The 21,430-nt window shown below is 57.2% G+C and carries 16 protein-coding genes and 1 pseudogene; 5 read left to right on the forward strand and 12 right to left on the reverse strand.

Features of this window, described 5'->3' with window-relative positions; all coding sequences use genetic code 11:
• The 4 genes from ACR0CA_RS19385 to rpsL form a co-directional block, all read right to left on the reverse strand.
• Positions 1 to 91, reverse strand: a 91-nt coding sequence (locus tag ACR0CA_RS19385) for a GTP-binding protein (protein ID WP_215675807.1), incomplete at its 3' end; no start/stop codon positions are given.
• 60 nt (positions 92 to 151) lie between these two features.
• Positions 152 to 2,269: an elongation factor G gene (fusA, locus tag ACR0CA_RS19390; RefSeq protein WP_170774631.1), complete on the reverse strand. Its 2,118-nt coding sequence runs from the start codon at positions 2,267 to 2,269 to the stop codon at positions 152 to 154.
• Between the two features lie 18 nt (positions 2,270 to 2,287).
• Positions 2,288 to 2,758, reverse strand: coding sequence for a 30S ribosomal protein S7 (gene rpsG / locus ACR0CA_RS19395; RefSeq protein WP_039529242.1), 471 nt, complete (start codon positions 2,756 to 2,758; stop codon positions 2,288 to 2,290).
• Positions 2,759 to 2,773: 15 nt separating this feature from the next.
• Positions 2,774 to 3,145 (reverse strand): 30S ribosomal protein S12, encoded by a 372-nt coding sequence (gene rpsL, locus ACR0CA_RS19400; protein WP_005621086.1) that lies wholly within the window; start codon positions 3,143 to 3,145, stop codon positions 2,774 to 2,776.
• 398 nt (positions 3,146 to 3,543) lie between these two features.
• On the opposite strand from rpsL, the gene ACR0CA_RS19405 reads away from it, so the two are divergent.
• The gene (locus tag ACR0CA_RS19405) at positions 3,544 to 4,350 is read left to right on the forward strand and encodes a putative rhamnosyl transferase (RefSeq protein ID WP_480900800.1); all 807 of its coding nucleotides are present in this window, start codon (positions 3,544 to 3,546) and stop codon (positions 4,348 to 4,350) included.
• On the opposite strand, the gene ACR0CA_RS19410 is transcribed toward ACR0CA_RS19405, so the two are convergent.
• The 5 genes from ACR0CA_RS19410 to rplJ form a co-directional block, all read right to left on the reverse strand.
• Complete coding sequence (locus ACR0CA_RS19410; protein ID WP_480900801.1) at positions 4,335 to 5,204, reverse strand: DMT family transporter; 870 nt, start codon at positions 5,202 to 5,204, stop codon at positions 4,335 to 4,337. The genes ACR0CA_RS19405 and ACR0CA_RS19410 overlap by 16 nt on opposite strands.
• Positions 5,205 to 5,784: 580 nt before the next feature.
• Positions 5,785 to 10,026: a DNA-directed RNA polymerase subunit beta' gene (rpoC, locus tag ACR0CA_RS19415; protein WP_480900803.1), complete on the reverse strand. Its 4,242-nt coding sequence runs from the start codon at positions 10,024 to 10,026 to the stop codon at positions 5,785 to 5,787.
• 50 nt (positions 10,027 to 10,076) lie between these two features.
• The gene (gene rpoB, locus ACR0CA_RS19420; RefSeq protein ID WP_480900805.1) at positions 10,077 to 14,213 is read right to left on the reverse strand and encodes a DNA-directed RNA polymerase subunit beta; all 4,137 of its coding nucleotides are present in this window, start codon (positions 14,211 to 14,213) and stop codon (positions 10,077 to 10,079) included.
• 250 nt (positions 14,214 to 14,463) lie between these two features.
• Positions 14,464 to 14,838, reverse strand: a complete 375-nt coding sequence (gene rplL, locus ACR0CA_RS19425) for a 50S ribosomal protein L7/L12 (RefSeq protein ID WP_010441182.1) — start codon at positions 14,836 to 14,838, stop codon at positions 14,464 to 14,466.
• A 79-nt stretch (positions 14,839 to 14,917) separates the two neighbouring features.
• The gene (rplJ, locus tag ACR0CA_RS19430) at positions 14,918 to 15,436 is read right to left on the reverse strand and encodes a 50S ribosomal protein L10 (RefSeq protein WP_170774641.1); all 519 of its coding nucleotides are present in this window, start codon (positions 15,434 to 15,436) and stop codon (positions 14,918 to 14,920) included.
• 376 nt (positions 15,437 to 15,812) lie between these two features.
• Here rplJ and ACR0CA_RS19435 point away from each other — a divergent pair, with 376 nt between their 5' ends.
• Both ACR0CA_RS19435 and ACR0CA_RS19440 read left to right on the forward strand, forming a co-directional pair.
• Positions 15,813 to 16,778: a phosphotransferase gene (locus ACR0CA_RS19435; RefSeq protein WP_480900808.1), complete on the forward strand. Its 966-nt coding sequence runs from the start codon at positions 15,813 to 15,815 to the stop codon at positions 16,776 to 16,778.
• A 139-nt stretch (positions 16,779 to 16,917) separates the two neighbouring features.
• On the forward strand, positions 16,918 to 17,943 hold the full coding sequence (locus ACR0CA_RS19440; RefSeq protein ID WP_480877076.1) for a Hint domain-containing protein: 1,026 nt from the start codon (positions 16,918 to 16,920) through the stop codon (positions 17,941 to 17,943).
• A gap of 61 nt (positions 17,944 to 18,004) precedes the next feature.
• Here ACR0CA_RS19440 and rplA read toward each other — a convergent pair whose 3' ends face one another.
• Together rplA and rplK are read right to left on the reverse strand one after the other, a co-directional pair.
• A complete protein-coding gene (rplA, locus tag ACR0CA_RS19445; RefSeq protein WP_170774647.1) occupies positions 18,005 to 18,703 on the reverse strand; it encodes a 50S ribosomal protein L1 in 699 nt (232 codons plus the stop codon).
• Between the two features lies 1 nt (position 18,704).
• Positions 18,705 to 19,154 carry a 50S ribosomal protein L11 gene (gene rplK, locus ACR0CA_RS19450; RefSeq protein ID WP_170774649.1) on the reverse strand — a complete coding sequence of 150 codons (450 nt, stop codon included), beginning with the start codon at positions 19,152 to 19,154 and terminating at the stop codon, positions 18,705 to 18,707.
• A gap of 361 nt (positions 19,155 to 19,515) precedes the next feature.
• On the opposite strand from rplK, the gene ACR0CA_RS19455 reads away from it, so the two are divergent.
• The gene (locus tag ACR0CA_RS19455; protein WP_480505920.1) at positions 19,516 to 20,325 is read left to right on the forward strand and encodes a hypothetical protein; all 810 of its coding nucleotides are present in this window, start codon (positions 19,516 to 19,518) and stop codon (positions 20,323 to 20,325) included.
• 26 nt (positions 20,326 to 20,351) lie between these two features.
• A complete protein-coding gene (locus tag ACR0CA_RS19460; RefSeq protein WP_480900811.1) occupies positions 20,352 to 21,086 on the forward strand; it encodes a hypothetical protein in 735 nt (244 codons plus the stop codon).
• An 86-nt stretch (positions 21,087 to 21,172) separates the two neighbouring features.
• Here ACR0CA_RS19460 and ACR0CA_RS19465 read toward each other — a convergent pair.
• Positions 21,173 to 21,421: pseudogene (locus tag ACR0CA_RS19465) on the reverse strand (transcription termination/antitermination protein NusG); the annotation flags it as partial.
• Positions 21,422 to 21,430 lie beyond the last annotated feature (9 nt).

Consider the following 21,430-nt stretch of genomic DNA (forward strand, 5'->3'; position numbering starts at 1 on the left):
CTGCGGTCAGCGTGGTCTTACCATGGTCAACGTGGCCAATCGTGCCGATGTTGACGTGCGGTTTTGTACGCTCAAACTTTTCCTTTGCCATGATGGCCTCCTTTTTCGGTAATGAAGGGAGCCCGTGAACCGGACCCCCTCAAATCTTTGGTTATGCGTATTTCGCCTGGATCTCGTCCGAGATGTTCTGCGGAACCGGATCGTAGTGGTCGAACTGCATGGTGAACTGGGCACGGCCCGACGACATCGAACGCAGTGTGTTGATGTAGCCAAACATGTTCGCCAGCGGAACGAACGCGTCGATCGCGATCGCGTTGCCGCGCGGTTCCTGACCAGACACCTGGCCACGACGCGAGGTCAGGTCGCCGATGATACCGCCGGTATATTCTTCCGGGGTGATCACCTCGACCTTCATGATCGGCTCCAACAGTTTCGCGCCAGCTTTGCGCATGCCTTCACGCATACACATACGGGCCGCGATTTCGAACGCCAGAACGCTCGAGTCAACGTCGTGGAACTTACCGTCCAACAGGGCAACCTTGAAGTCGATCACGGGGAAGCCAGCCAGCGGGCCGCTATCCATGACCGAGTTGATGCCTTTTTCAACACCCGGGATGTATTCCTTCGGAACGGCACCACCAACAATGCGGCTTTCGAACGAATAACCTTCGCCTGGCTCGGTCGGCTGGATTTCCAGCTTAACTTCACCGAACTGACCCGAACCACCCGACTGTTTCTTGTGGGTGTAGGTGTGTTCAACCGGCATCGAGATGGTTTCGCGATAGGCCACCTGCGGTGCACCAATGTTCGCTTCAACCTTGAACTCGCGCTTCAGACGGTCAACCAGGATGTCCAGGTGAAGTTCGCCCATGCCCTTCATGATGGTCTGACCGGATTCCAGGTCAGTTTCCACACGGAAGGACGGGTCTTCGGCGGCCAGACGGGCCAGACCCTGGGACATCTTCTCTTGGTCGCCCTTGGTTTTGGGCTCAACCGCGATCTCGATCACCGGATCGGGGAAGGTCATGGTTTCCAGAACCACCGGATCCTTCGCGTCACACAGGGTGTCACCGGTGGTGGTGTCTTTCAGACCCGCCAGCGCGATGATGTCGCCTGCAAACGCTTCTTCGATCTCTTCCCGGTTGTTCGAGTGCATCATCATCATACGACCGATGCGCTCTTTCTTACCTTTGGTCGAGTTCAGGATCGAGTCACCCTTGTTCATGGTGCCCGAGTAGATCCGGGTGAAGGTCAGCGAGCCAACGAAGGGGTCGTTCATGATTTTGAACGCCAGACCCGAGAAGGCCATGTCGTCATCAGCACGACGGGCGATGTCACGAACTTCTTCCTCGTCGCCGGGTTTGAAGCCCATGTAATCAACAACGTCCAGCGGGCTGGGCAGATAGTCGATCACAGCGTTGAGCAGAGGCTGAACGCCTTTGTTCTTGAACGCCGAACCACCCAGAACCGGAACAAACGCGATGTCCAGAGTACCTTTGCGCAGCAGGGCGCGCAGGGTCGGAACGTCGGGCTCATTGCCTTCCAGGTATTCCATCATCGCGTCGTCGTCCATTTCGACGGCCGCTTCGATCATCTTGCCGCGCCATTCGTCAGCCATGTCTTTCAGGCTGTCGCGGATCGGAGCTTTGATCCAGCTTGCGCCCAGATCTTCGCCCTGCCACAGCCATTCTTCCATGGTGACCAGGTCGATCAGACCTTCCAGCTCGGACTCGGCGCCGATCGGAATGCCAACCGGAACGGCGCGTGCGCCGGTGCGGTCTTCGATCATGCGAACGCAGTTGAAGAAGTCTGCGCCGATCTTGTCCATCTTGTTGACGAAAACCATACGCGGAACCTTGTAGCGGTCAGCCTGACGCCACACGGTTTCGGTCTGGGGTTCAACACCGGCGTTTGCGTCCAAAACGCAGACGGCACCGTCGAGAACCGCCAGCGAACGCTCAACTTCGATGGTGAAGTCAACGTGGCCGGGGGTGTCGATGATGTTCAGGCGGTGCTTAGGGGTATCGGCGGTTTTACCGTCCTCGGTGCGCTCCCAGAAAGTGGTGGTCGCAGCCGAAGTGATGGTGATGCCGCGTTCCTGCTCCTGCTCCATCCAGTCCATGGTGGCTGCACCATCGTGCACCTCACCGATGTTGTGAGATTTACCAGTGTAATACAGGATACGCTCCGAGCAGGTGGTCTTACCTGCGTCGATGTGCGCCATGATACCGAAGTTACGGTATAGTTCGAGCGGATATTCGCGTGCCATTTTGGATAAGCCTCTGGATTACCAACGGTAGTGGCTGAAGGCTTTGTTCGCCTCGGCCATCTTGTGGGTGTCTTCGCGCTTCTTCACGGCAGTACCGCGGGACTGTACAGCGTCCAGCAGCTCACCGGCGAGGCGTTCTTCCATGGTGTTTTCGTTGCGACCGCGCGCGGCGGTGATCAGCCAGCGGATGGCCAGTGCTTCGCGGCGCTCGGGGCGTACTTCGACCGGAACCTGATAGGTTGCACCACCAACCCGGCGCGAGCGAACCTCGACCGACGGTTTGATGTTGTCGAGCGCTTCGTGGAACACTTCGACAGGTGCGCGCTTGATCTTGTTTTCAACGCGATCAAAGGCGTTGTAAACGATGCGCTCTGCGACCGACTTCTTGCCGTCGATCATCAGGTTGTTCATGAATTTGGTCAGAACCTTGTCGCCAAATTTGGCGTCAGGCAGGACTTCGCGTTTTTCGGCGGCGTGACGACGTGACATATCAGCCTCTCCTTCTTACTTGGGACGCTTCGCGCCGTATTTCGAACGACGTTGCTTACGGTCTTTGACGCCCTGAGTATCCAGAACACCGCGCAGGATGTGGTAACGCACACCGGGAAGGTCTTTTACACGGCCGCCACGGATCAGAACAACCGAGTGCTCCTGCAGGTTGTGGCTTTCACCGGGGATGTACGAGATGACCTCGAACCCGTTGGTCAGGCGCACTTTGGCAACCTTACGCATAGCCGAGTTCGGCTTTTTCGGTGTGGTGGTATACACACGGGTGCAGACGCCGCGTTTCTGCGGGCACTGCTCCAGGTGCATGGACTTCGAGCGTTTTACTTTGGGCTGCCGCGGTTTGCGGATCAGCTGTTGAATAGTTGGCATTCCGGTTTCTTCCCCGTTTTGCAACACACATGACATGCACGCGCATTGCGTGCGGTTAAACTTTGCTGCGCTCATGCGTCCACAAGCGCAAAACCCGCGAGCGTTCCCATTCCGAGGTGAACGTCGCGGTTGGTTATCAGAGGACGCGAACTGCAAAATTGTCCGGGTCTTGACCAGTCCATTACTGAGATCGGTTTTGGGGCGGCCCCCGGTACCGAGATGGGCGCGTAATAGGGGGAGTCGGCGCAAGTGTCAACAGTACACCGGACCCACCGCACGACAGGCCGCTTTGCGCTGATATATCCGGTCCGATTGTCGGCCGCCAGTACTGCTGACCGTTGCGAGTTCGCGACCGCAGGGGCATAGTCAGCCACAACGCCACGCACTACGGATGACCCATGCAAATCATCGGCCTGTGCCGCTTTTCCTACCCCGCCCATGGCGGCTTTCAGGTCGAACATGACACGATCGAGGAACGGCGCGGCTATCTCTACCACCCTACCCGGCTGGAAGAGAGGTTTCGCCTGTTCGAAACCACCACCCTGCCCTGTCTGCGCGAACAGACGGATGAGGATTTCCAATTGCTCATCGTGATCGGGGATTGCCTACCGAAACCCGCCTTTGATCGGCTGCACGACCTGACCACAGGCATGAAGCAGGTGCAGATCATCGCCCGTCGCCCCATGCGCCACCGCCGGGTGATGAAAGAGATCCTGAACGCCGCACGTCACGATCCCAACATGCCCTGCATCCAATTCCGGCATGATGATGACGACGCCGTGTCGGTGGATTTCGTCGAACGGCTACGTATCGCCGCTGACGAAGGCGGCGCGCTGATGCGCAACCACAAAACGGTCGCCATCGACTATAACCAAGGGTTTCTGGCACGGTTCGGGCCCGAGGGCATTCACGCCGCGCAGGTGTTTCAACCGCTGCTGGGGATCGGGTTTGCCATGTACGTGCGGGGTGGAAGTGATCTGACAATCATGAATTTTGGGCATCACCGGATCGGTAACTACATGCCGGTGATCAGCTATCCAGACGCGCCGATGTGGGTGCGCACGCTGAATTCGTTCAACGATTCACCCCATGCCCGCAAAAGCAACACTCAGCTTGCACCCCTGACCCCCGAACAAGAGGGCGAGTTCATCGCCCGCTTTGCCATCGACCAGGACGCCGTGCGTCGGGTTCACTCGGGTGGGTGAACTGCCCGCTCACGGAATAGGGTGAAAAGCCCGGCACCCACGACCAGCGCGGCACCTGCCATGGTTACAGCGTCTGGCCAGTCTCCGAACACGACCCAACCCAAACCCAGGGCCCAAAGCAAGCTGGAGTAACGAAACGGCGCGATGAACCCCACATCGCCCTCGCGCATAACCATGACGCTGAAGAGATAGCCCATCAGTACAAACACCGCCGCCGTCCCCACCATCACGCCCGCTCCGGGCGAAACTGGCACCCAACCTGTTGATACGGTCGCAATCGAGGCCGAAACGGTGATGGTGACGCTTGTGGCCAGCGTCACAACCAGCGACGGCGCCTCACTAGACATGCGCCGCGTGATTAGATCCCGCACCGTCACCGAGATCACGGCGATCAGCGCGTAAATCGCATAGATGCTAAACCCCTCCGGACCTGGTCGTACGATCAGCAGCATCCCCACAAACCCCATCCCGATAGCCAGAATGCGCCGCCACCCGATCTGTTCGCGAAAAAACAGAACCGCACCCAAAGTCACGGTCAGCGGCAGTGCCTGCAAGACCGCCGTCACATTGGCAAGCGGCATATGCAGCAGAGCGGTCAGGAAAAAGAACGTGGCCGACAGCTCGGCCAGGCTACGCGCACCGATCAACCACTTGTCATGTCGCGGGAAGTGCAAATGCAGCGCCCCCAGGTTGCGCGCCATAAGATACACAAGAACCGTCGCCAAAACCCCGCGCATGGCCACCATCTGGAACAGAGGTACCTCGGCCCCTGCCAGCTTGATCAGCGTATCATTGATGGTAAACGCCGCCATACTGCCCATCATCAGCAGGGCGCCTTTTATGTTTGGGGTCATGGAAACAGAACTCAGATATCTTCATACTCATTCGCGGGGATGACGAACTGCAAGTCAATACACGCGGCCGGAAAAAGTGATTTGCAAGTCGTATCAATGTGTTAAAAAATTTGACCATTCTGACGTCAGTTTTTTGGAGAGTTTATATTTGCGAAGAATTCTCAAGGTTTTGGTCAGCAACCACGTCGCTACCAAACCAGTGGTGTTCAGCCGCAACCAAAAGCAAGTGTGGCACAGCCGCGCGCCCGCAAGCCTAAGTCTGCCCCGACCCCTATCAGATTTGACCTAATGTTTTGGGGCGCTCTCTGCTCGTTTGTTGTGTTTTTTCTATTTTTAAACCTTCAAGCAATTTCTGATCTGGCACCGGAATCTGTGAAAAACGGTAACACCCCAGGCGCGTTTGTGGGGGTTGCGCTTGGCGTTCTGTTCCTGAATCTGAGCATTTGAGCGCATGTCTGTCGCATTGCCTGAGCCCACTGCGCGGTTTTTTTGATACTAACGGCCCTCTGTTCAGCAAGACCACAACAACAAAAAAGGCCCCGCGTTTCCGCAGGGCCTGTTCTTTGTTCTGAAACCGCGCTTATTCGCGGCTTTCGGGGGCGTCGACCACGATGTCCAGCTCATCCCCGACCATATCATCATCGATCAGCGGCGCAGCCAGAGCAGCGGCGGCTTCGGCCTCTTCCCGGCGGGCTTCGATGACGACGTTGTCGCGGGTCTGGGCGACCTGACGCACGGCCTGAGTGGCACCACCGGTACCGGCGGGAATCAGACGACCGACGATGACGTTCTCTTTCAGGCCAACCAGCTTGTCTTTCTTGCCCTGAACCGAAGCTTCGGTCAGGACACGAGTGGTTTCCTGGAACGACGCCGCCGAGATGAACGAACGCGTTTGCAGCGAGGCTTTGGTGATCCCCAGAAGGATCGGTTCACCCTGTGCCGGACGACCACCGCGGGCGATGGTCTTCTCGTTGGCCGCGTCGAACTCTTGCTTGTCGACATGCTCGCCTTTCAGCAGGGTGGTGTCGCCTGAATCCAGGATCTCCCACTTCTGCAGCATCTGGCGCACGATAACCTCGATGTGCTTATCGTTGATCTTCACGCCCTGCAGACGATACACGTCCTGCACCTCGTCGATCATGTAATCCGCCAGCGCTTCGACACCCATGATGGACAGGATGTCGTGCGGAGCCGGGTTACCGTCCATCAGGTATTCACCCTTCTGGATGAAGTCCCCTTCGGCGACCGGGATGTGCTTGCCCTTGGGCACCATGTATTCGATGGTCTCCATGGACTCGTCCGCCGGTTCGATGCTGATGCGGCGCTTGTTCTTGTAGTCGCGGCCAAAGCGCACGTAACCATCGGCTTCTGCGATGATCGCGTGATCTTTTGGACGGCGGGCTTCGAACAGTTCGGCCACACGCGGCAGACCACCGGTGATGTCCTTGGTCTTGGCACCTTCACGCGGGATACGCGCGACAACGTCACCGGCTTCGACGGTCTGACCGTCTTCGACCGACAGGATCGCATCCACCGACATCGGATAGTGAACCGGGTTGCCCGCATCGTTGCGGACCGGCTCGCCATCTTCACCGACCAGAATGATCTCGGGCTTGAGGTCGCTGCCTTTGGGGGCGGCGCGCCAGTCGATCACGATCTTCTGGGTCATACCGGTTGCTTCGTCGGTCTCGTCGCGGACAGCAAGGCCCGAAACAAGGTCAACGTATTTCGCAGTACCGGCTTTCTCGGCGATGATCGGCAGGGTGTACGGGTCCCATTCGAACAGCTTGTCGCCACGGGCAACGGTTGCACCATCCTTGACGAACAGCTTGGAACCATAGCCCAGCTTGAAACTGGCACGCTCTTCGCCGTGTTCGTCGTTGATAACCAGCTTCATGTTCCGGCCCATGACCAGGCTTTCGCCTGCGGCATTGATCAGAATCTGCGGGTTCTCGAACGCAACAACACCTTCCTGGTTGGCTTCCTGGAACGACTGCTGACCACCTTGCGCAACACCACCGATGTGGAAGGTCCGCATAGTCAGCTGAGTACCGGGTTCACCGATCGACTGCGCGGCGATGATGCCGACAGCTTCACCCGTGTTGACCATGGTGCCGCGTGCAAGGTCACGACCATAGCAGGTTGCACAGACGCCTTCCTCGGACTCACAGGTCAGAGGCGAACGGATGCGCATCGACGCAACACCGGCCTCGTCGATGGTGTCGGCCATACGTTCGTCGATCAGCTGACCTGCTGCGACGATCACCTCATCGGTGCCCGGACGCAGAACATCGTCAGCCGCCACACGGCCCAGCACACGTTCGGCCAGCGAGGCAACAACCTCACCGTCGTTCACGGCTGCTTCGGCTGTGATTGCACGTTCTGTGCCACAGTCGATCTCACGAACGATACAGTCCTGCGCCACGTCCACCAGACGACGGGTCAGATAACCCGAGTTCGCCGTCTTCAGAGCGGTATCCGACAGACCCTTACGGGCACCGTGGGTCGAGTTGAAGTACTCGAGAACGGTCAGACCTTCTTTAAAGTTCGAGATGATCGGCGTTTCGATGATGTCACCGTTCGGCTTGGCCATCAGGCCGCGCATACCGCCCAGCTGTTTCATCTGAGTGACCGAGCCACGCGCACCCGAGTGGGCCATCATGTAGACCGAGTTCGGTTCCTGCTCGGAGCCGTCCTCAGCCCGATCCGACGACGAGATCGTCGACATCATCGCCTCAGTGACGCGGTCGTTACACTTCGACCAGGCATCGACAACTTTGTTGTACTTTTCGCCCTGAGTGATCAGGCCGTCCATGTACTGCTGTTCAAAGTCCTTCACCTGACCGCGGGTGTCATCAACGATACCCCACTTGTCGTCCGGAATGACCATGTCGTCTTTACCGAACGAGATGCCCGCCTTGAACGCTTCTTTGAAGCCCATCGACATGATCTGGTCACAGAAGATAACCGACTCTTTCTGACCGCAATACCGGTAGACGGTGTCGATCACCTGCTGCACTTCTTTCTTCCGCAGCAGACGGTTGACCAGATCGAACGGCGCTTTGTTGTTCATTGGCAGCAGAGCACCCAGACACAGACGGCCCGGCGTGGTCTCATAGCGCTTCTGAACTTCGTTGCCTTCGTCGTCGATCTGCGTGATCCGGGCGGTGATCTTGGTGTGCAGATGCACTTCACCGGAATCCAGCGCGTGCTGAACTTCGTCGATCGAACCGAACACCTTGCCTTCACCTGGCATGCCTTCGCGCTCCAGGGTCACATAGTAGAGACCCAGGATCATATCCTGCGACGGAACGATGATCGGCGCGCCGTTTGCAGGCGACAGAACGTTGTTCGTCGACATCATCAGAACACGGGCTTCCAGCTGGGCCTCAAGGCTCAGCGGGACGTGAACAGCCATCTGGTCACCGTCGAAGTCAGCGTTAAAGGCCGAACAGACCAGCGGGTGCAGCTGGATGGCTTTACCTTCGATCAGAACCGGTTCGAACGCCTGAATGCCAAGACGGTGCAGCGTCGGCGCACGGTTAAGCATGACAGGGTGTTCGCGGATCACCTCGTCGAGGATATCCCACACTTCGGGACGCTCTTTCTCGACCAGCTTCTTCGCCTGTTTGACAGTCGAAGACAGACCCTTGGCTTCAAGGCGCGAGTAGATGAACGGCTTGAACAGCTCCAGCGCCATCTTCTTAGGCAGACCACACTGGTGCAGCTTAAGCTCCGGACCGGTCACGATGACCGAACGGCCCGAGAAGTCGACGCGTTTCCCCAGAAGGTTCTGACGGAAGCGCCCCTGCTTACCCTTCAGCATGTCCGACAGAGATTTCAGCGGACGCTTGTTGGCACCGGTGATTACGCGGCCGCGACGGCCGTTGTCGAACAGAGCATCCACGGATTCCTGCAGCATCCGCTTTTCGTTGCGGACGATGATGTCAGGCGCGCGCAGTTCGATCAGACGCTTCAGACGGTTGTTCCGGTTGATGACGCGGCGATACAGATCGTTCAGATCCGAGGTCGCGAAACGGCCACCATCCAGCGGAACCAGCGGACGCAGTTCCGGCGGAATGACCGGGATCACGGTCATAACCATCCACTCGGGGCGGTTGCCCGACTCGAGGAAGGATTCAACAACCTTCAGACGCTTGATGATCTTCTTTGGCTTCAGCTCGCCGGTTGCTTCGGCCAGATCAGCGCGCAGCTGCTCGGCTTCGGCTTCCAGATCGATCTGGGCCAGCATCTCACGGATGGCTTCGGCACCGATATTGGCGGTGAACGCGTCCATGCCGTAAGCATCCTGAGCGTCCATGTACTCTTCTTCGGTCAGCATCTGGCCGTAGGTAAGGTCAGTCAGACCGGGCTCGATGACGACGTAGTTTTCAAAGTACAGAACGCGTTCCAGATCGCGCAGCGTCATGTCCAGCATCAGACCGATACGGGACGGCAGCGATTTCAGGAACCAGATGTGTGCGACGGGCGCGGCCAGTTCGATGTGGCCCATACGCTCGCGGCGGACTTTTTGCAGGGTGACTTCCACACCGCATTTCTCGCAGACAACGCCGCGATACTTCATCCGCTTATATTTGCCGCACAGACATTCGTAATCTTTGATCGGGCCAAAGATACGCGCGCAGAACAGGCCGTCACGTTCAGGCTTGAACGTCCGGTAGTTGATGGTTTCGGGTTTCTTGATCTCGCCATAGGACCAAGACAGGATCCGCTCGGGCGACGCCAGCGAGACCTTGATCTCGTCAAAGACCTTCGGGGGCGTCAGCGGGTTGAACGGGTTGTTGGTGATTTCCTGGTTCATTTGTTACCTCAAATCTTGCGAAAGGGGGGACGGGAGAAAGGGCAGCGCCCTTACTCCTCAACCTCCGCATCCAGGAGTTCCATATTCAGGCCGAGGCCGCGGACTTCTTTAACCAGAACGTTGAACGATTCCGGTACGCCCGCTTCAAAGTTATCCTCGCCCTTGACGATCGACTCATAGACCTTGGTCCGGCCGGCGACGTCATCCGATTTCACCGTCAGCATCTCTTGCAGGGTGTAGGCGGCGCCGTAAGCTTCCAGAGCCCAGACCTCCATCTCACCAAAGCGCTGACCACCGAACTGCGCCTTACCTCCCAGCGGCTGCTGGGTAACCAGGCTGTACGGCCCGGTCGAACGCGCGTGGATTTTGTCGTCCACAAGGTGGTGCAGTTTCAGCAGGTACTTGATGCCCACGGTGACCGGACGTGCAAATTGCTCACCGGTGCGACCGTCGAACAGAACCGACTGACCGCTTTCCGAGAAGCCCGCACGCACCAGCGCGTCATTGACGTCAGCCTCTTTGGCACCGTCAAAGACCGGGGTTGCGATCGGAACACCGCGGGTCACGTTGCCCGCAGCCTCGATCAGGCCATCCTCGTCCAGACCGGTGATGCCTTCTTCGTAGACATTCTCGCCATAAGCCAGCTTCATCGCTTCGCGCACTGGGGTCAGATCGCCGGACCGGCGGTATTCACCCAGAGCGTCGTCGATGTTCAGACCCAGACCGCGTGCGGCCCAACCCATATGGGTTTCAAGGATCTGACCAACGTTCATACGTGAAGGCACACCCAGCGGGTTCAGACAGAAGTCAACCGGAGTACCATCGGCCAGGAACGGCATGTCTTCCATCGGAACAACCTTGGAGATCACACCTTTGTTCCCGTGACGACCGGCCATCTTGTCGCCCGGCTGCAGCTTGCGCTTCACGGCGATGAAGACTTTGACCATCTTCATCACACCCGGCGGCAGGTCGTCGCCACGGCGGACTTTCTCGACCTTGTCCTCGAAACGAGCGTCCAGAGCACGCTTTTGCACTTCGTACTGCTCGTTCAGAGCCTCGACGATTTGTGCGTCCTGTTCGCCTTCCAGCGCCAGCTGCCACCACTGACCACGGGTCAGGGTTTCCAGCAGTTCCTCGGTGATCACCGAGCCTGGCTTGACGCCTTTCGGGCCTTTGACAGCGGTTTTACCCAGGATCAGGCCCTGCAGACGCGCATAGATGTTGCGGTCCAGGATCGCCAGCTCGTCGTCCCGGTCACGGGCCAGACGTTCGACTTCCTCACGCTCGATCTGCAGCGCACGCTCGTCTTTCTCGACGCCGTGACGGTTGAAGACGCGAACCTCAACGACCGTACCGTAATCGCCCGGTTTCACGCGCAGCGAGGTGTCGCGCACGTCAGATGCTTTTTCACCAAAGATGGCGCGCAGCAGCTTTTCTTCCGGGGTCATCGGGCTTTCGCCCTTCGGAGTGATCTTGCCGACCAGAATATCGCCCGGCTCAACATCCGCGCCGATGTAAACGATGCCCGCCTCGTCGAGGTTGCGCAGCGCTTCTTCACCGACGTTCGGGATGTCGCGGGTGATCTCTTCCGGACCCAGCTTGGTGTCACGGGCGGCGACTTCGAATTCCTCGATATGGACCGAGGTAAAGACGTCGTCACGCGCGATACGTTCACTGATCAGGATCGAGTCTTCGTAGTTGTAGCCGTTCCAGGGCATGAACGCGACGACCACGTTCTTACCAAGGGCCAGTTCACCCATATCGGTCGACGGACCATCAGCAATAACCTCGCCCTTCTGGACGGTGTCACCCACCTTGATCAGCGGACGCTGGTTGATACAGGTGTTCTGGTTCGACCGCTGGAACTTGCGCAGACGATAGATGTCAACGCCAGCGTCGCCCAGTTCCAGATCCTCAGTCGCGCGGATAACGATACGCTGGGCATCGACCTGGTCGATGATACCGGCGCGTTTCGCCTGAATCGCAGCGCCCGAGTCAATCGCAACCTTTTCCTCAATGCCGGTACCAACCAGCGGTGCCTCGGCCCGCAGCAGCGGAACCGCCTGACGTTGCATGTTCGAGCCCATCAGAGCGCGGTTGGCGTCGTCATTTTCAAGGAACGGGATCAGCGATGCAGCGACCGACACCAGCTGTTTCGGCGACACGTCGATCAGGTCAACATTCTCGCGCGGGGCAAGGGTGTAGTCACCGGCCTGACGGGTCGACACCAGATCGTTGATGAACTTGCCATCCGCATCCAAAGTCGCGTTCGCCTGCGCCACGGTGTGACGCATTTCCTCGGTCGCGGACATGTAGTGAACCTCATCGGTCACCTCGGCGTCTTTAACGACGCGGTAGGGCGTTTCGATGAAGCCATACTTGTTCACGCGGGCGAAGGTGGCCAGCGAGTTGATCAGACCGATGTTCGGACCTTCAGGCGTTTCAATCGGGCACATCCGGCCGTAGTGGGTCGGGTGAACGTCGCGCACTTCAAAGCCTGCACGCTCACGTGTCAGACCACCGGGGCCAAGCGCCGAGAGGCGGCGTTTATGGGTGACTTCAGACAGAGGGTTGGTCTGGTCCATGAACTGAGACAGCTGCGACGAGCCGAAGAATTCACGAACAGCAGCCGCAGCCGGTTTCGCGTTGATCAGGTCCTGAGGCATGACGGTGTCGATCTCGACTGACGACATACGCTCTTTAATCGCGCGCTCCATGCGCAGCAGACCGACGCGGTACTGGTTCTCCATCAGTTCGCCCACCGAGCGCACACGACGGTTGCCGAGGTGGTCGATATCGTCCACGTCGCCTTTGCCGTCACGCAGCTCAACCAGCGCCTTGATGCAGGCCACGATGTCTTCGCGGCGCAGGGTACGCAGAGTGTCAGGCGCGTCCAGTGCCAGACGCATGTTCATTTTCACGCGGCCAACAGCGGACAGGTCATAGCGCTCGCTGTCGAAGAACAGCGTGTCGAACAGGGCCGAGGCCGCTTCGACGGTGGGCGGCTCACCCGGACGCATGACGCGGTAGATGTCCATCAGCGCGGTTTCGCGGCTCATGTTCTTGTCCTGAGCCATAGTGTTGCGCATGTAGGGACCGACATTAACGTTGTCGATGTCCAGAACCGGGATGTCGGTGATGCCCGCATCCATCAGGTCCTTGACGGTGCCACCGATCAGGTCGCCGTCCTTGTCGTATTCCAGAGTCAGCTCATCACCGGCTTCGACATAGATCGCGCCGTTTTCTTCGTTGATGATGTCCTTTGCGACATACTTGCCGACGATGTTGTCGAAGGGAACTAGCAGGTCGGTGACGTTGCCTTCGTCTATCAGCTTCTTCACGGCGCGCGGTGTGACTTTCTTGCCCGCTTCGGCAATCACTTCACCTGATTTCGCGTCGATCAGGTCGTATGTCGGACGGGTCCCGCGCACACGCTCGGGGAAGAACGGCGTGACCCAGCCTTTCTTCTTGTCCAGCTTGTAGGACACGGTGTTGTAATACGCGTCCATGATCGCTTCCTGATCCAGACCCAGTGCGTACAGCAGGGTGGTCACAGGCAGCTTGCGGCGACGGTCGATACGGGCGAACACGATGTCCTTGGCGTCGAACTCAAAGTCCAGCCAGCTGCCGCGATACGGGATGATGCGGCAGGCAAACAGCAGTTTACCGGACGAGTGGGTCTTGCCCTTGTCGTGGTCAAAGAACACACCGGGCGAGCGGTGCATCTGGCTGACGATTACACGCTCGGTGCCGTTCACGATGAACGTTCCGTTCGGTGTCATCAGGGGCATGTCGCCCATGAACACGTCCTGTTCCTTGATATCTTTGACCGACTTGGCGCCGGTGTCCTCATCGACATCAAACACGATCAGACGCAGAGTGACCTTCAGCGGCGCGCTGTAGGTCATGTCGCGCTGCATGCACTCTTCGACGTCATATTTGGGTTTTTCCAGATCGTATTTCACGAACTCCAGCACGGAGGTTTCGTTGAAATCCTTGATCGGGAAAACCGACTGGAACACGCCTTTGATGCCTTCGCCGTCTGTGGGCTGTTCTGCATCGCCGGAGCGCAGGAAAAGATCATATGAAGATTTCTGGACCTCAATGAGGTTCGGCATTTCCAAAACTTCGCGGATTTTGCCGTAATATTTACGAAGACGTTTCTGGCCAAGGAACGTTTGAGCCATGTCAGATGTCACCTTTCGATGTTCTCAGCGGGCAAAGACACCGTCGGGCCCCGGCATCTTGCACAATCGAGACGACACGTCCGGATCAATTCGTGGCCACCGTCCCGAAGGTGGCCTCCCGATCCGAAAACCGTGTCTTAGAAAACGCCCCAAGACATGAGGCCCTTTCTAAGACAGGTTCGGCTGGACCCGGATTTCTCTGGGCCCAGCCTGAATTTTCGGCGCATCAGCGATGCACCTGTCGGTTGGCTTAGGCCAGCTCGACTTCGGCGCCAGCTGCTTCCAGCTTGCCTTTGACTTCTTCGGCTTCGTCTTTCGACACGCCTTCTTTGATCTTGCCGCCAGCTTCGACCAGTTCCTTGGCTTCTTTCAGGCCCAGACCGGTGATGCCGCGAACTTCTTTGATCACGTTGATTTTCGAAGCGCCGGCGTTCTTCAGAACGACGTCGAATTCGGTTTTTTCTTCCTCAGCTGCGCCACCGGCGTCGCCACCAGCTGCGACCATTACGGCGCCGCCAGCTGCGGGCTCGATGCCGTATTCGTCTTTGAGGATGGTTTTCAGTTCTTGTGCTTCCAGCAGGGTCAGACCCACGATGCTTTCTGCGAGTGCTTTCAGATCAGCCATTTTATCAGCTCTTTCCGTTTACAGTGTGTGTTCCAACGTCAGGGAGTGTTCCCTACGCAGATCATTCAGTGCCAACCGCTTACGCAGCTTCCGCCTTCTCTTCGATGGTGGAAAGGATGCTTGCGATGTTGCTTGCAGGTGCGCCAATCGCGCCGGCGATGTTCGAAGCAGGTGCGCCAATGCAGCCCACGATCGAAGCAATAAGCTCCTCGCGAGACGGCATTTTCGAAACTGTTTCCACGCCTTTGCGGTCCAGAGCGTTCTCGCCCATTGCACCGCCAAGGATTTCGAACTTCTTGTTCTCCTTGGCGAAGTCTTCGGCCACCTTGGCTGCTGCCACGGGGTCCTCGGAATAGGTCAGAACGGTCATACCCGTCAGCAGGTCAGCGATGCTCTCACATGGCTTTCCGTCGAGGGCGATTTTGGCGAGCCTGTTCTTGGCAACACGCACGGCACCACCCGCGTCACGAGCACGTGCGCGAAGGTCCTGCATCTCGGCAACTGTCAGACCGGCGTAGTGAGCTACCACTACGACGCCAGAGCTTTCGAAGATTTGGCCGAGTTCCTCGACCACTTTCTCTTTCTGGGCTCTATCCACAGTTCTCTCCAAGTTTGGGATGTTGGACATCCCGGCTCATATTTGCTGCGGTCGAAACCACAGCGTTCAGGTCCGTTGTTACGGGATTGGCCAAAATGCGCCCGAGGATCGCGACCCTCAGAATTCTTTGGTCTTACCCGTCTCAGGCAGGAGATTAAGGGGCCATATGGCACCACCCACCGTCTTGGACGAAACGAAATAAAGCGCACGACGAATCGCACGCTTTACTCCGCAAATCTCTTTAGGGCAGATGGCGTGGGTTTCCAAGAGGTAAATTGCGGATTAGGCGCGGTTTTGCTATGGCATTGACAAGGGCTGCAACTGCCCGTCCATTGGGCAGATTGTCAGACACGCCTGGACACGGTTCCCTCCAAGAATGCACCCTCTTTCGGACGAAGAATTTCACCGCGCTTCTCGCTATGTGGACGAGTTCGCCCGGCAAATCAGGGCCAATCCGGTTGGTGCGTTCGATTGCATCTACCGATCTCATGACTTTCCTGACACGCGTATGGTGATTAAACTGCGTGCTGCTCATAAGGTGTACGCCCTCAAGATCGACGTCGACTCCCCTGACACCGGACGACTGAAACAGGAATTCGGCCACCTTACCGCCTTGTCGGAGTATTTTTTACCTATGAAAGATTCCGACGTCGTGCACCCGGTCTATCTTTCGCCGTCTCAGGCGTTCTTTGTCACCCCCTTCATCGACCGACCAACCGCCGCAGACCTGATCCACAACAGCATAGATGACGCCCAAGTCGCCCAGATCTATCGCCGCGCCGGCGCGTGGCTGAACGATCTACATTCTTTCCGTCCGTCCAAGGAGTACAGATTTCGCCCCAAATGGATGACTGACCTGATTGCAGAGTTAAACGCACAGGTTCCACCTTCGGTTCGAGCAGAATGTGACGTCATGCTCAGGGTGCTGTTGGCCGAGATGGCTGGCCTGAGGGGCGCGCCCGAGACCCAGGTCCTGGCCCATGGTGATTTCCACAGCCAGAACCTGATTGTCGGGCAAGGGCAGATGATCGGGCTGGATTTTACTGAAACCCGCGAAAAACTGGCGGTTTATGATATTGTAGACTTCTTGAAATCAGATGTATTCCGCAACGCGCCGACCGACGCCATTGACCGCAGTGGAATCGTGCAAGCCAACAAACAGATGTTCCTACGTCGATATCGCCATCCGTTCCGTATGGACGTCCTCGATTTCTGTCTGCGTGCCCGACTATTGATTGACTGGCTGTCCCTTTGGCAAGCTGATCACCCATATAGCGCCTATGATGAGGACAGGCGGAAAAGGCTCGGCGACCGGTTGCGTCTTGCGTTCCAAAAGCCCTGACTACACTGACGCTTTTTTGTAACGACATGGAAAGGTTTTGATATTTACCCTCTCGACCTGCACCAATATTTTGGTCCAGATTGCCTCGAAAAAATGATCCGTGATCCGGATCCTCATCAGCTACAGGTGTTCGTATTCAATGGTACTTCGCAGCTTTTTTGCCCAGGACAGTGAAGCTCTGATCGTCACGTCCAGCCCCGACAGCTCGATTGAAGGCGATCCGATCATCAACAACTCGGACACCCCCGACGGAACGATTTTTGAATACTCCGGAGGCTTTGGCACCACTGTCACGCTGGATGACACCAGCGGAAGCCCTAACGTCTTCAACGATGACCAAGAAGCCGGGCACGTCATCACGGATGGTGGCGGTATCGTCGCCGACGGTACCCAGGTCGAATCCGAATCCATAATCGTTGTCCGCGCCCTCGACGAAAACGGAGTACCTACCGGCCCCGAGATCGAGATTTATGTCTTTTCGCAAAATGGCATCACCTCGGACGTTTGGGGGTTTGCAACATCCGAACCGCTGACACCCGGCACGTCCTACATCAAGATTTCCGGTTCCAACGCCGGGTCGTCTTCCTATGATGACTATATCCCTTGCTTTGGCCCCGGCACGTTGATCGAAACCGTCGATGGCGAAGTCGACGTAGCCCTGCTGAAAAAAGGTCAAATGGTCTGGACCCGCGACGCCGGGTTCCAACCCATTCTGTGGATCGGCACAACCGAAGTGCAAGGCACCGGCGCCTTTGCCCCTGTCGTCATCGAAAAAGATGCGATTGGAAACAGCCGCAAGCTTATCTTGTCGCCACAGCACCGGGTACTGGTCTCGGCCCCCGTCACCGACATGCTGTTCGGCTCATCCGAAGTCTTCGTTGCCGCCAAACACCTGTGCGGCCTGCCTGGCGTTGAAATCTGCGAAATGGACAGTATCACCTACACGCATTTCATGTTCGACCGGCATCATATCGTCCGCTCAAACGGGGCGCTGACTGAAAGCTATTTCTTTGGCGACACCGCCAAACACGCCCTGTCAGAGGCCCAACGGTCCGAGATTCTAACCCTATTCCCCATGTTGAAATTCGGAGTCTCTGCTTTCGGCGAAACCGCGGCCTCGACCATCAGCGCCCGCGAGGCAGAGGTTCTGCGCGCTTACCTGTAAACGCAAAAAAACCGGGCTGCATTTCGGCAACCCGGTTTCAAATCTGCATTGACGGAAGGGCTTATTCGCCCGACGCAGCCGCCACATCCAGGGTCACACCGGGGCCCATGGTCGAGCTCAGTGCGATCTTTTTCATGTAGGTGCCTTTTGCACCCGACGGCTTTGCCTTGGCCACAGCCGAGACGAAAGCGCGGACGTTTTCGGCCAGCTTGGCTTCGTCGAACGAAGCTTTGCCAACGCCTGCGTGCACAACGCCGCCTTTTTCCGCCTTGAACTGAACTTCACCGCCTTTGGCTGCTTCCACGGCCGCTTTCACGTCCATGGTCACGGTGCCAACCTTGGGGTTCGGCATCAGGTTGCGGGGGCCCAGAACCTTACCCAGACGGCCAACGATGGGCATCATGTCCGGGGTGGCAATGCAGCGATCGAATTCGATGGTGCCGCCCTGAATGGTTTCCATCAGGTCTTCTGCGCCAACGATATCCGCACCTGCTTCTTTCGCTTCGTCCGCCTTGGGACCACGCGCGAACACAGCAACGCGCATCGCTTTACCGGTGCCGTTCGGCAGACCAACAACGCCGCGAACCATCTGGTCTGCGTGACGAGTGTCAACGCCCAGGTTCATCGCGATTTCGATGGTCTCGTCGAATTTCGAGGTTGCATTGGCTTTGACCAGGGCAACTGCATCTTCAACCGACAGGTTTTCCTTGCCGGCGACAGCTTCGCGCGCAGCGCGGGTGCGTTTACCAAGTTTTGCCATCTTACTTCACCTCGATGCCCATGGAGCGGGCCGAGCCCAGGATGATCTGCATTGCGCCTTCGATATCGTTGGCATTCAGATCTTTCATTTTGGCTTCGGCGATTTCGCGAACCTGCTTCGAGGTCACAGTTGCCACGGTCTCGCGACCGGGGTTTTCCGCGCCACGGGGGCGGTTACGCTTGCCAACCGGCTTCAGACCAGCGGCTTTTTTCAGGTAATAAGACGCGGGCGGCGTCTTGATGTCCATAGTGAAGGACTTGTCCTGATAGTAGGTGATCACGGTCGGGCAAGGGGCGCCTTGCTCCATGTCTGCGGTCTTGGCGTTGAACGCCTTGCAGAACTCCATGATGTTGATGCCGCGCTGACCTAGCGCCGGACCAACTGGCGGCGAGGGGTTCGCCTGACCTGCAGGAACCTGCAGCTTCATTGTACCAGCAAGCTTCTTGGCCATTTGGTTTTCCTTTCAACTCGGGTGAAACGCGTTTCACCCAGACTATGTTGCGTGGTCCGATCCGGGATCGCGATCCCAGCAACCTCCCACGAGAGAATCTCGCCCGAAGACGATAGAGGCGGCATTTATAGTGGAATTGTGGGGTTGGCAAGTGGATGTCGCGCTATTGCCAGTTTGACTTTTTGTATTGACCGGACCTCAGTGGCTTTTGGGAACAGTCAAACAGAATAATTCATCTGAATACATAAGTTGCGTCAGAAAACAAGGCGGGTATCTTGGAGCAAATTGGCTACAAAAGAAGTGATCAGGGATGGCGTCATCTCGGCTAAACAAGGGGCTACTGATATGCGTGCTCTTAGCTATGTTGCCCGGATGCGGCAGCAAAGCTCAGGATCAGGGTGGTGCGTCCAACGAAACTGCCCAAACCAGCGTGTCCAACACCGATGCTGCTTTCGATGCGACAGGAATTGATCCCAGCACCTATTCGGGTCAGTTTCAGGTCAAGCTGACCAAAGAAGTTCCGCTGCGCGATATTCCCGTCCCCTTCACAGTCTACGCCGGCCTGGAGGAATCCAGCCCAACTCGGCTGCGATTGCGGGCGTTCATGGATTTGCGCGGATTGCAGGAAAAGGCACCGCAAATACTGACCGGTCCGTTGGAAGAAACCTGTAAGCGCCAGATCTATCTCGACATCCGAGACGTCACCGCCATCGGCGAAACCGTAAAGGTCGAGGGTTCGGCTCGTGCTCAATTCACGCGGTGCAAACGGAATGAAGAACCGGGCTTTCAATATTTTGGGGCCACGGTAGATGCAATTGCTGTCGCCAAGGCGGAAGTTAAGGGCCAATGCCTTACATTCAGTATCGAAAGCGCGGACCTCAGCCCGCGTGGGTTCATCGGAACTGTTACCAATCTTTTCGGGCTGACCGACCGCATCAACGAAGCGGTCCTTGAAAAGGGTGGAGAGTTTCTGGCAGCCAACCCGGTTTGCCCACCACTGCCAGAAGAATTCACGGTTCTTGATCCAATTTACGAGTCTGGTGGAACACGTGAAGTTGCACCCGGGGGAATGGGCGCTGCTGTTGTTGGATCAGCCGACGTAAGCGCCGAGACAATAGTCAAAGTTCTTGCGGGTCTAAAGAACCTTGGTGTTTTGGAGTTTGCTGAATGAGACTTTGGTTAATTATCCCAGTCTTGATGGCAGCCGTTGTAGGTGCCCGAGCCCCATACGCCCAACAGGTGGATTTTATCATCGACGCGACATTGCCAGTTCGCGATACGGATTTGCCCTACAAGCTAAATCTGACCCTAACTGCCGTTGACACTACACGGATAGGCGTCGGAGCATTACTCGACTTACGGGGCGCACAGAAAATTGTGCCCGAAAGACTGGCTGACAACGCGATAGTCGATAATTGCGGTCTGCAAGTCAGGCTAGATGACATAAGCTTTGGGGCCAAGGACGATGCAATTGATTTAGACGGCGAGGTTACTGTTACACTCTTTGAGTGCAGCCGCACCAGTGAGCGCGATTTTCAACGCGGCCAAGAAAAGAATTCCATTCTGGCGAACATGTCCACCGAAGCGACTGTCGAACTGCGCGACAATTGCGCCTACATCAAACTAATCGATCTCACACTCACGGCGCCGGAAGCGCAGCGCGAACAAATCTTGGAAGACGACACCCTCGAGTCCGTAAAAGAACTGATGCTGGCAGCTGTAGATCTTGTGCTCAACGAAACCCCATTGTGCCCGGAATTGCCGGCAGAACTCGCTTCACTTGATCCGGTCTACGAAAGCGGTGGCCCGCGCGAGATCGGAGACGGTGGACTTGGTATATTGCTTGACGGGTCTGTTGATGTCAGCCCGTCAACAATTCTGGATGTATTGACGGTGCTTCAGCAACAGGAACTCATTCCCGGTCGGCCCTAACCTCGGAGTGTTGCAACCGTTTCTTGCCAAAAAAGCGCCGCAGTGTTTTGGGCAGAGCGGGCGTTCCATTTCCAGGCACAGAGCGTTTAGCCCTGCTTCGTAACCTGCGTAAAGTCCAGCTCCACCGGTGTTTCCCGACCAAAGATCGAGACCGAAACTTTCAGCTTCTGGATCTGGTCATCCACGCCTTCGACCATGCCATCAAAATCCTCGAATGGGCCGTCGTTGACCTTGGCCTTCTCGCCAACTTCACAGCTGATCATCAGTTTCGGCGCTTCTTCGCCTTCCTGAACGCGGTTGATAGAGTTCACTAGGTTATAACCCTGTTTCTGCATCGCGCCTCG

The organism is Ruegeria sp. F12 (assembly GCF_056533885.1).

Bases quoted from the DNA above. Each gene is read 5' to 3' on its own strand.
- ACR0CA_RS19455 (WP_480505920.1), top strand. From the start codon at position 19,516: ATGTTGCCCGGATGCGGCAGCAAAGCTCAGGATCAGGGTGGTGCGTCC.
- ACR0CA_RS19410 (WP_480900801.1), bottom strand. From the start codon at position 5,204: ATGACCCCAAACATAAAAGGCGCCCTGCTGATGATGGGCAGTATGGCG.
- rpsG (WP_039529242.1), bottom strand. From the start codon at position 2,758: ATGTCACGTCGTCACGCCGCCGAAAAACGCGAAGTCCTGCCTGACGCC.
- rpoB (WP_480900805.1), bottom strand. From the start codon at position 14,213: ATGGCTCAAACGTTCCTTGGCCAGAAACGTCTTCGTAAATATTACGGC.
- rplK (WP_170774649.1), bottom strand. From the start codon at position 19,154: ATGGCCAAGAAGCTTGCTGGTACAATGAAGCTGCAGGTTCCTGCAGGT.
- rplA (WP_170774647.1), bottom strand. From the start codon at position 18,703: ATGGCAAAACTTGGTAAACGCACCCGCGCTGCGCGCGAAGCTGTCGCC.
- rpoC (WP_480900803.1), bottom strand. From the start codon at position 10,026: ATGAACCAGGAAATCACCAACAACCCGTTCAACCCGCTGACGCCCCCG.
- ACR0CA_RS19440 (WP_480877076.1), top strand. From the start codon at position 16,918: ATGGTACTTCGCAGCTTTTTTGCCCAGGACAGTGAAGCTCTGATCGTC.
- ACR0CA_RS19435 (WP_480900808.1), top strand. From the start codon at position 15,813: ATGCACCCTCTTTCGGACGAAGAATTTCACCGCGCTTCTCGCTATGTG.
- rpsL (WP_005621086.1), bottom strand. From the start codon at position 3,145: ATGCCAACTATTCAACAGCTGATCCGCAAACCGCGGCAGCCCAAAGTA.
- fusA (WP_170774631.1), bottom strand. From the start codon at position 2,269: ATGGCACGCGAATATCCGCTCGAACTATACCGTAACTTCGGTATCATG.
- ACR0CA_RS19405 (WP_480900800.1), top strand. From the start codon at position 3,544: ATGCAAATCATCGGCCTGTGCCGCTTTTCCTACCCCGCCCATGGCGGC.
- ACR0CA_RS19460 (WP_480900811.1), top strand. From the start codon at position 20,352: ATGGCAGCCGTTGTAGGTGCCCGAGCCCCATACGCCCAACAGGTGGAT.
- rplL (WP_010441182.1), bottom strand. From the start codon at position 14,838: ATGGCTGATCTGAAAGCACTCGCAGAAAGCATCGTGGGTCTGACCCTG.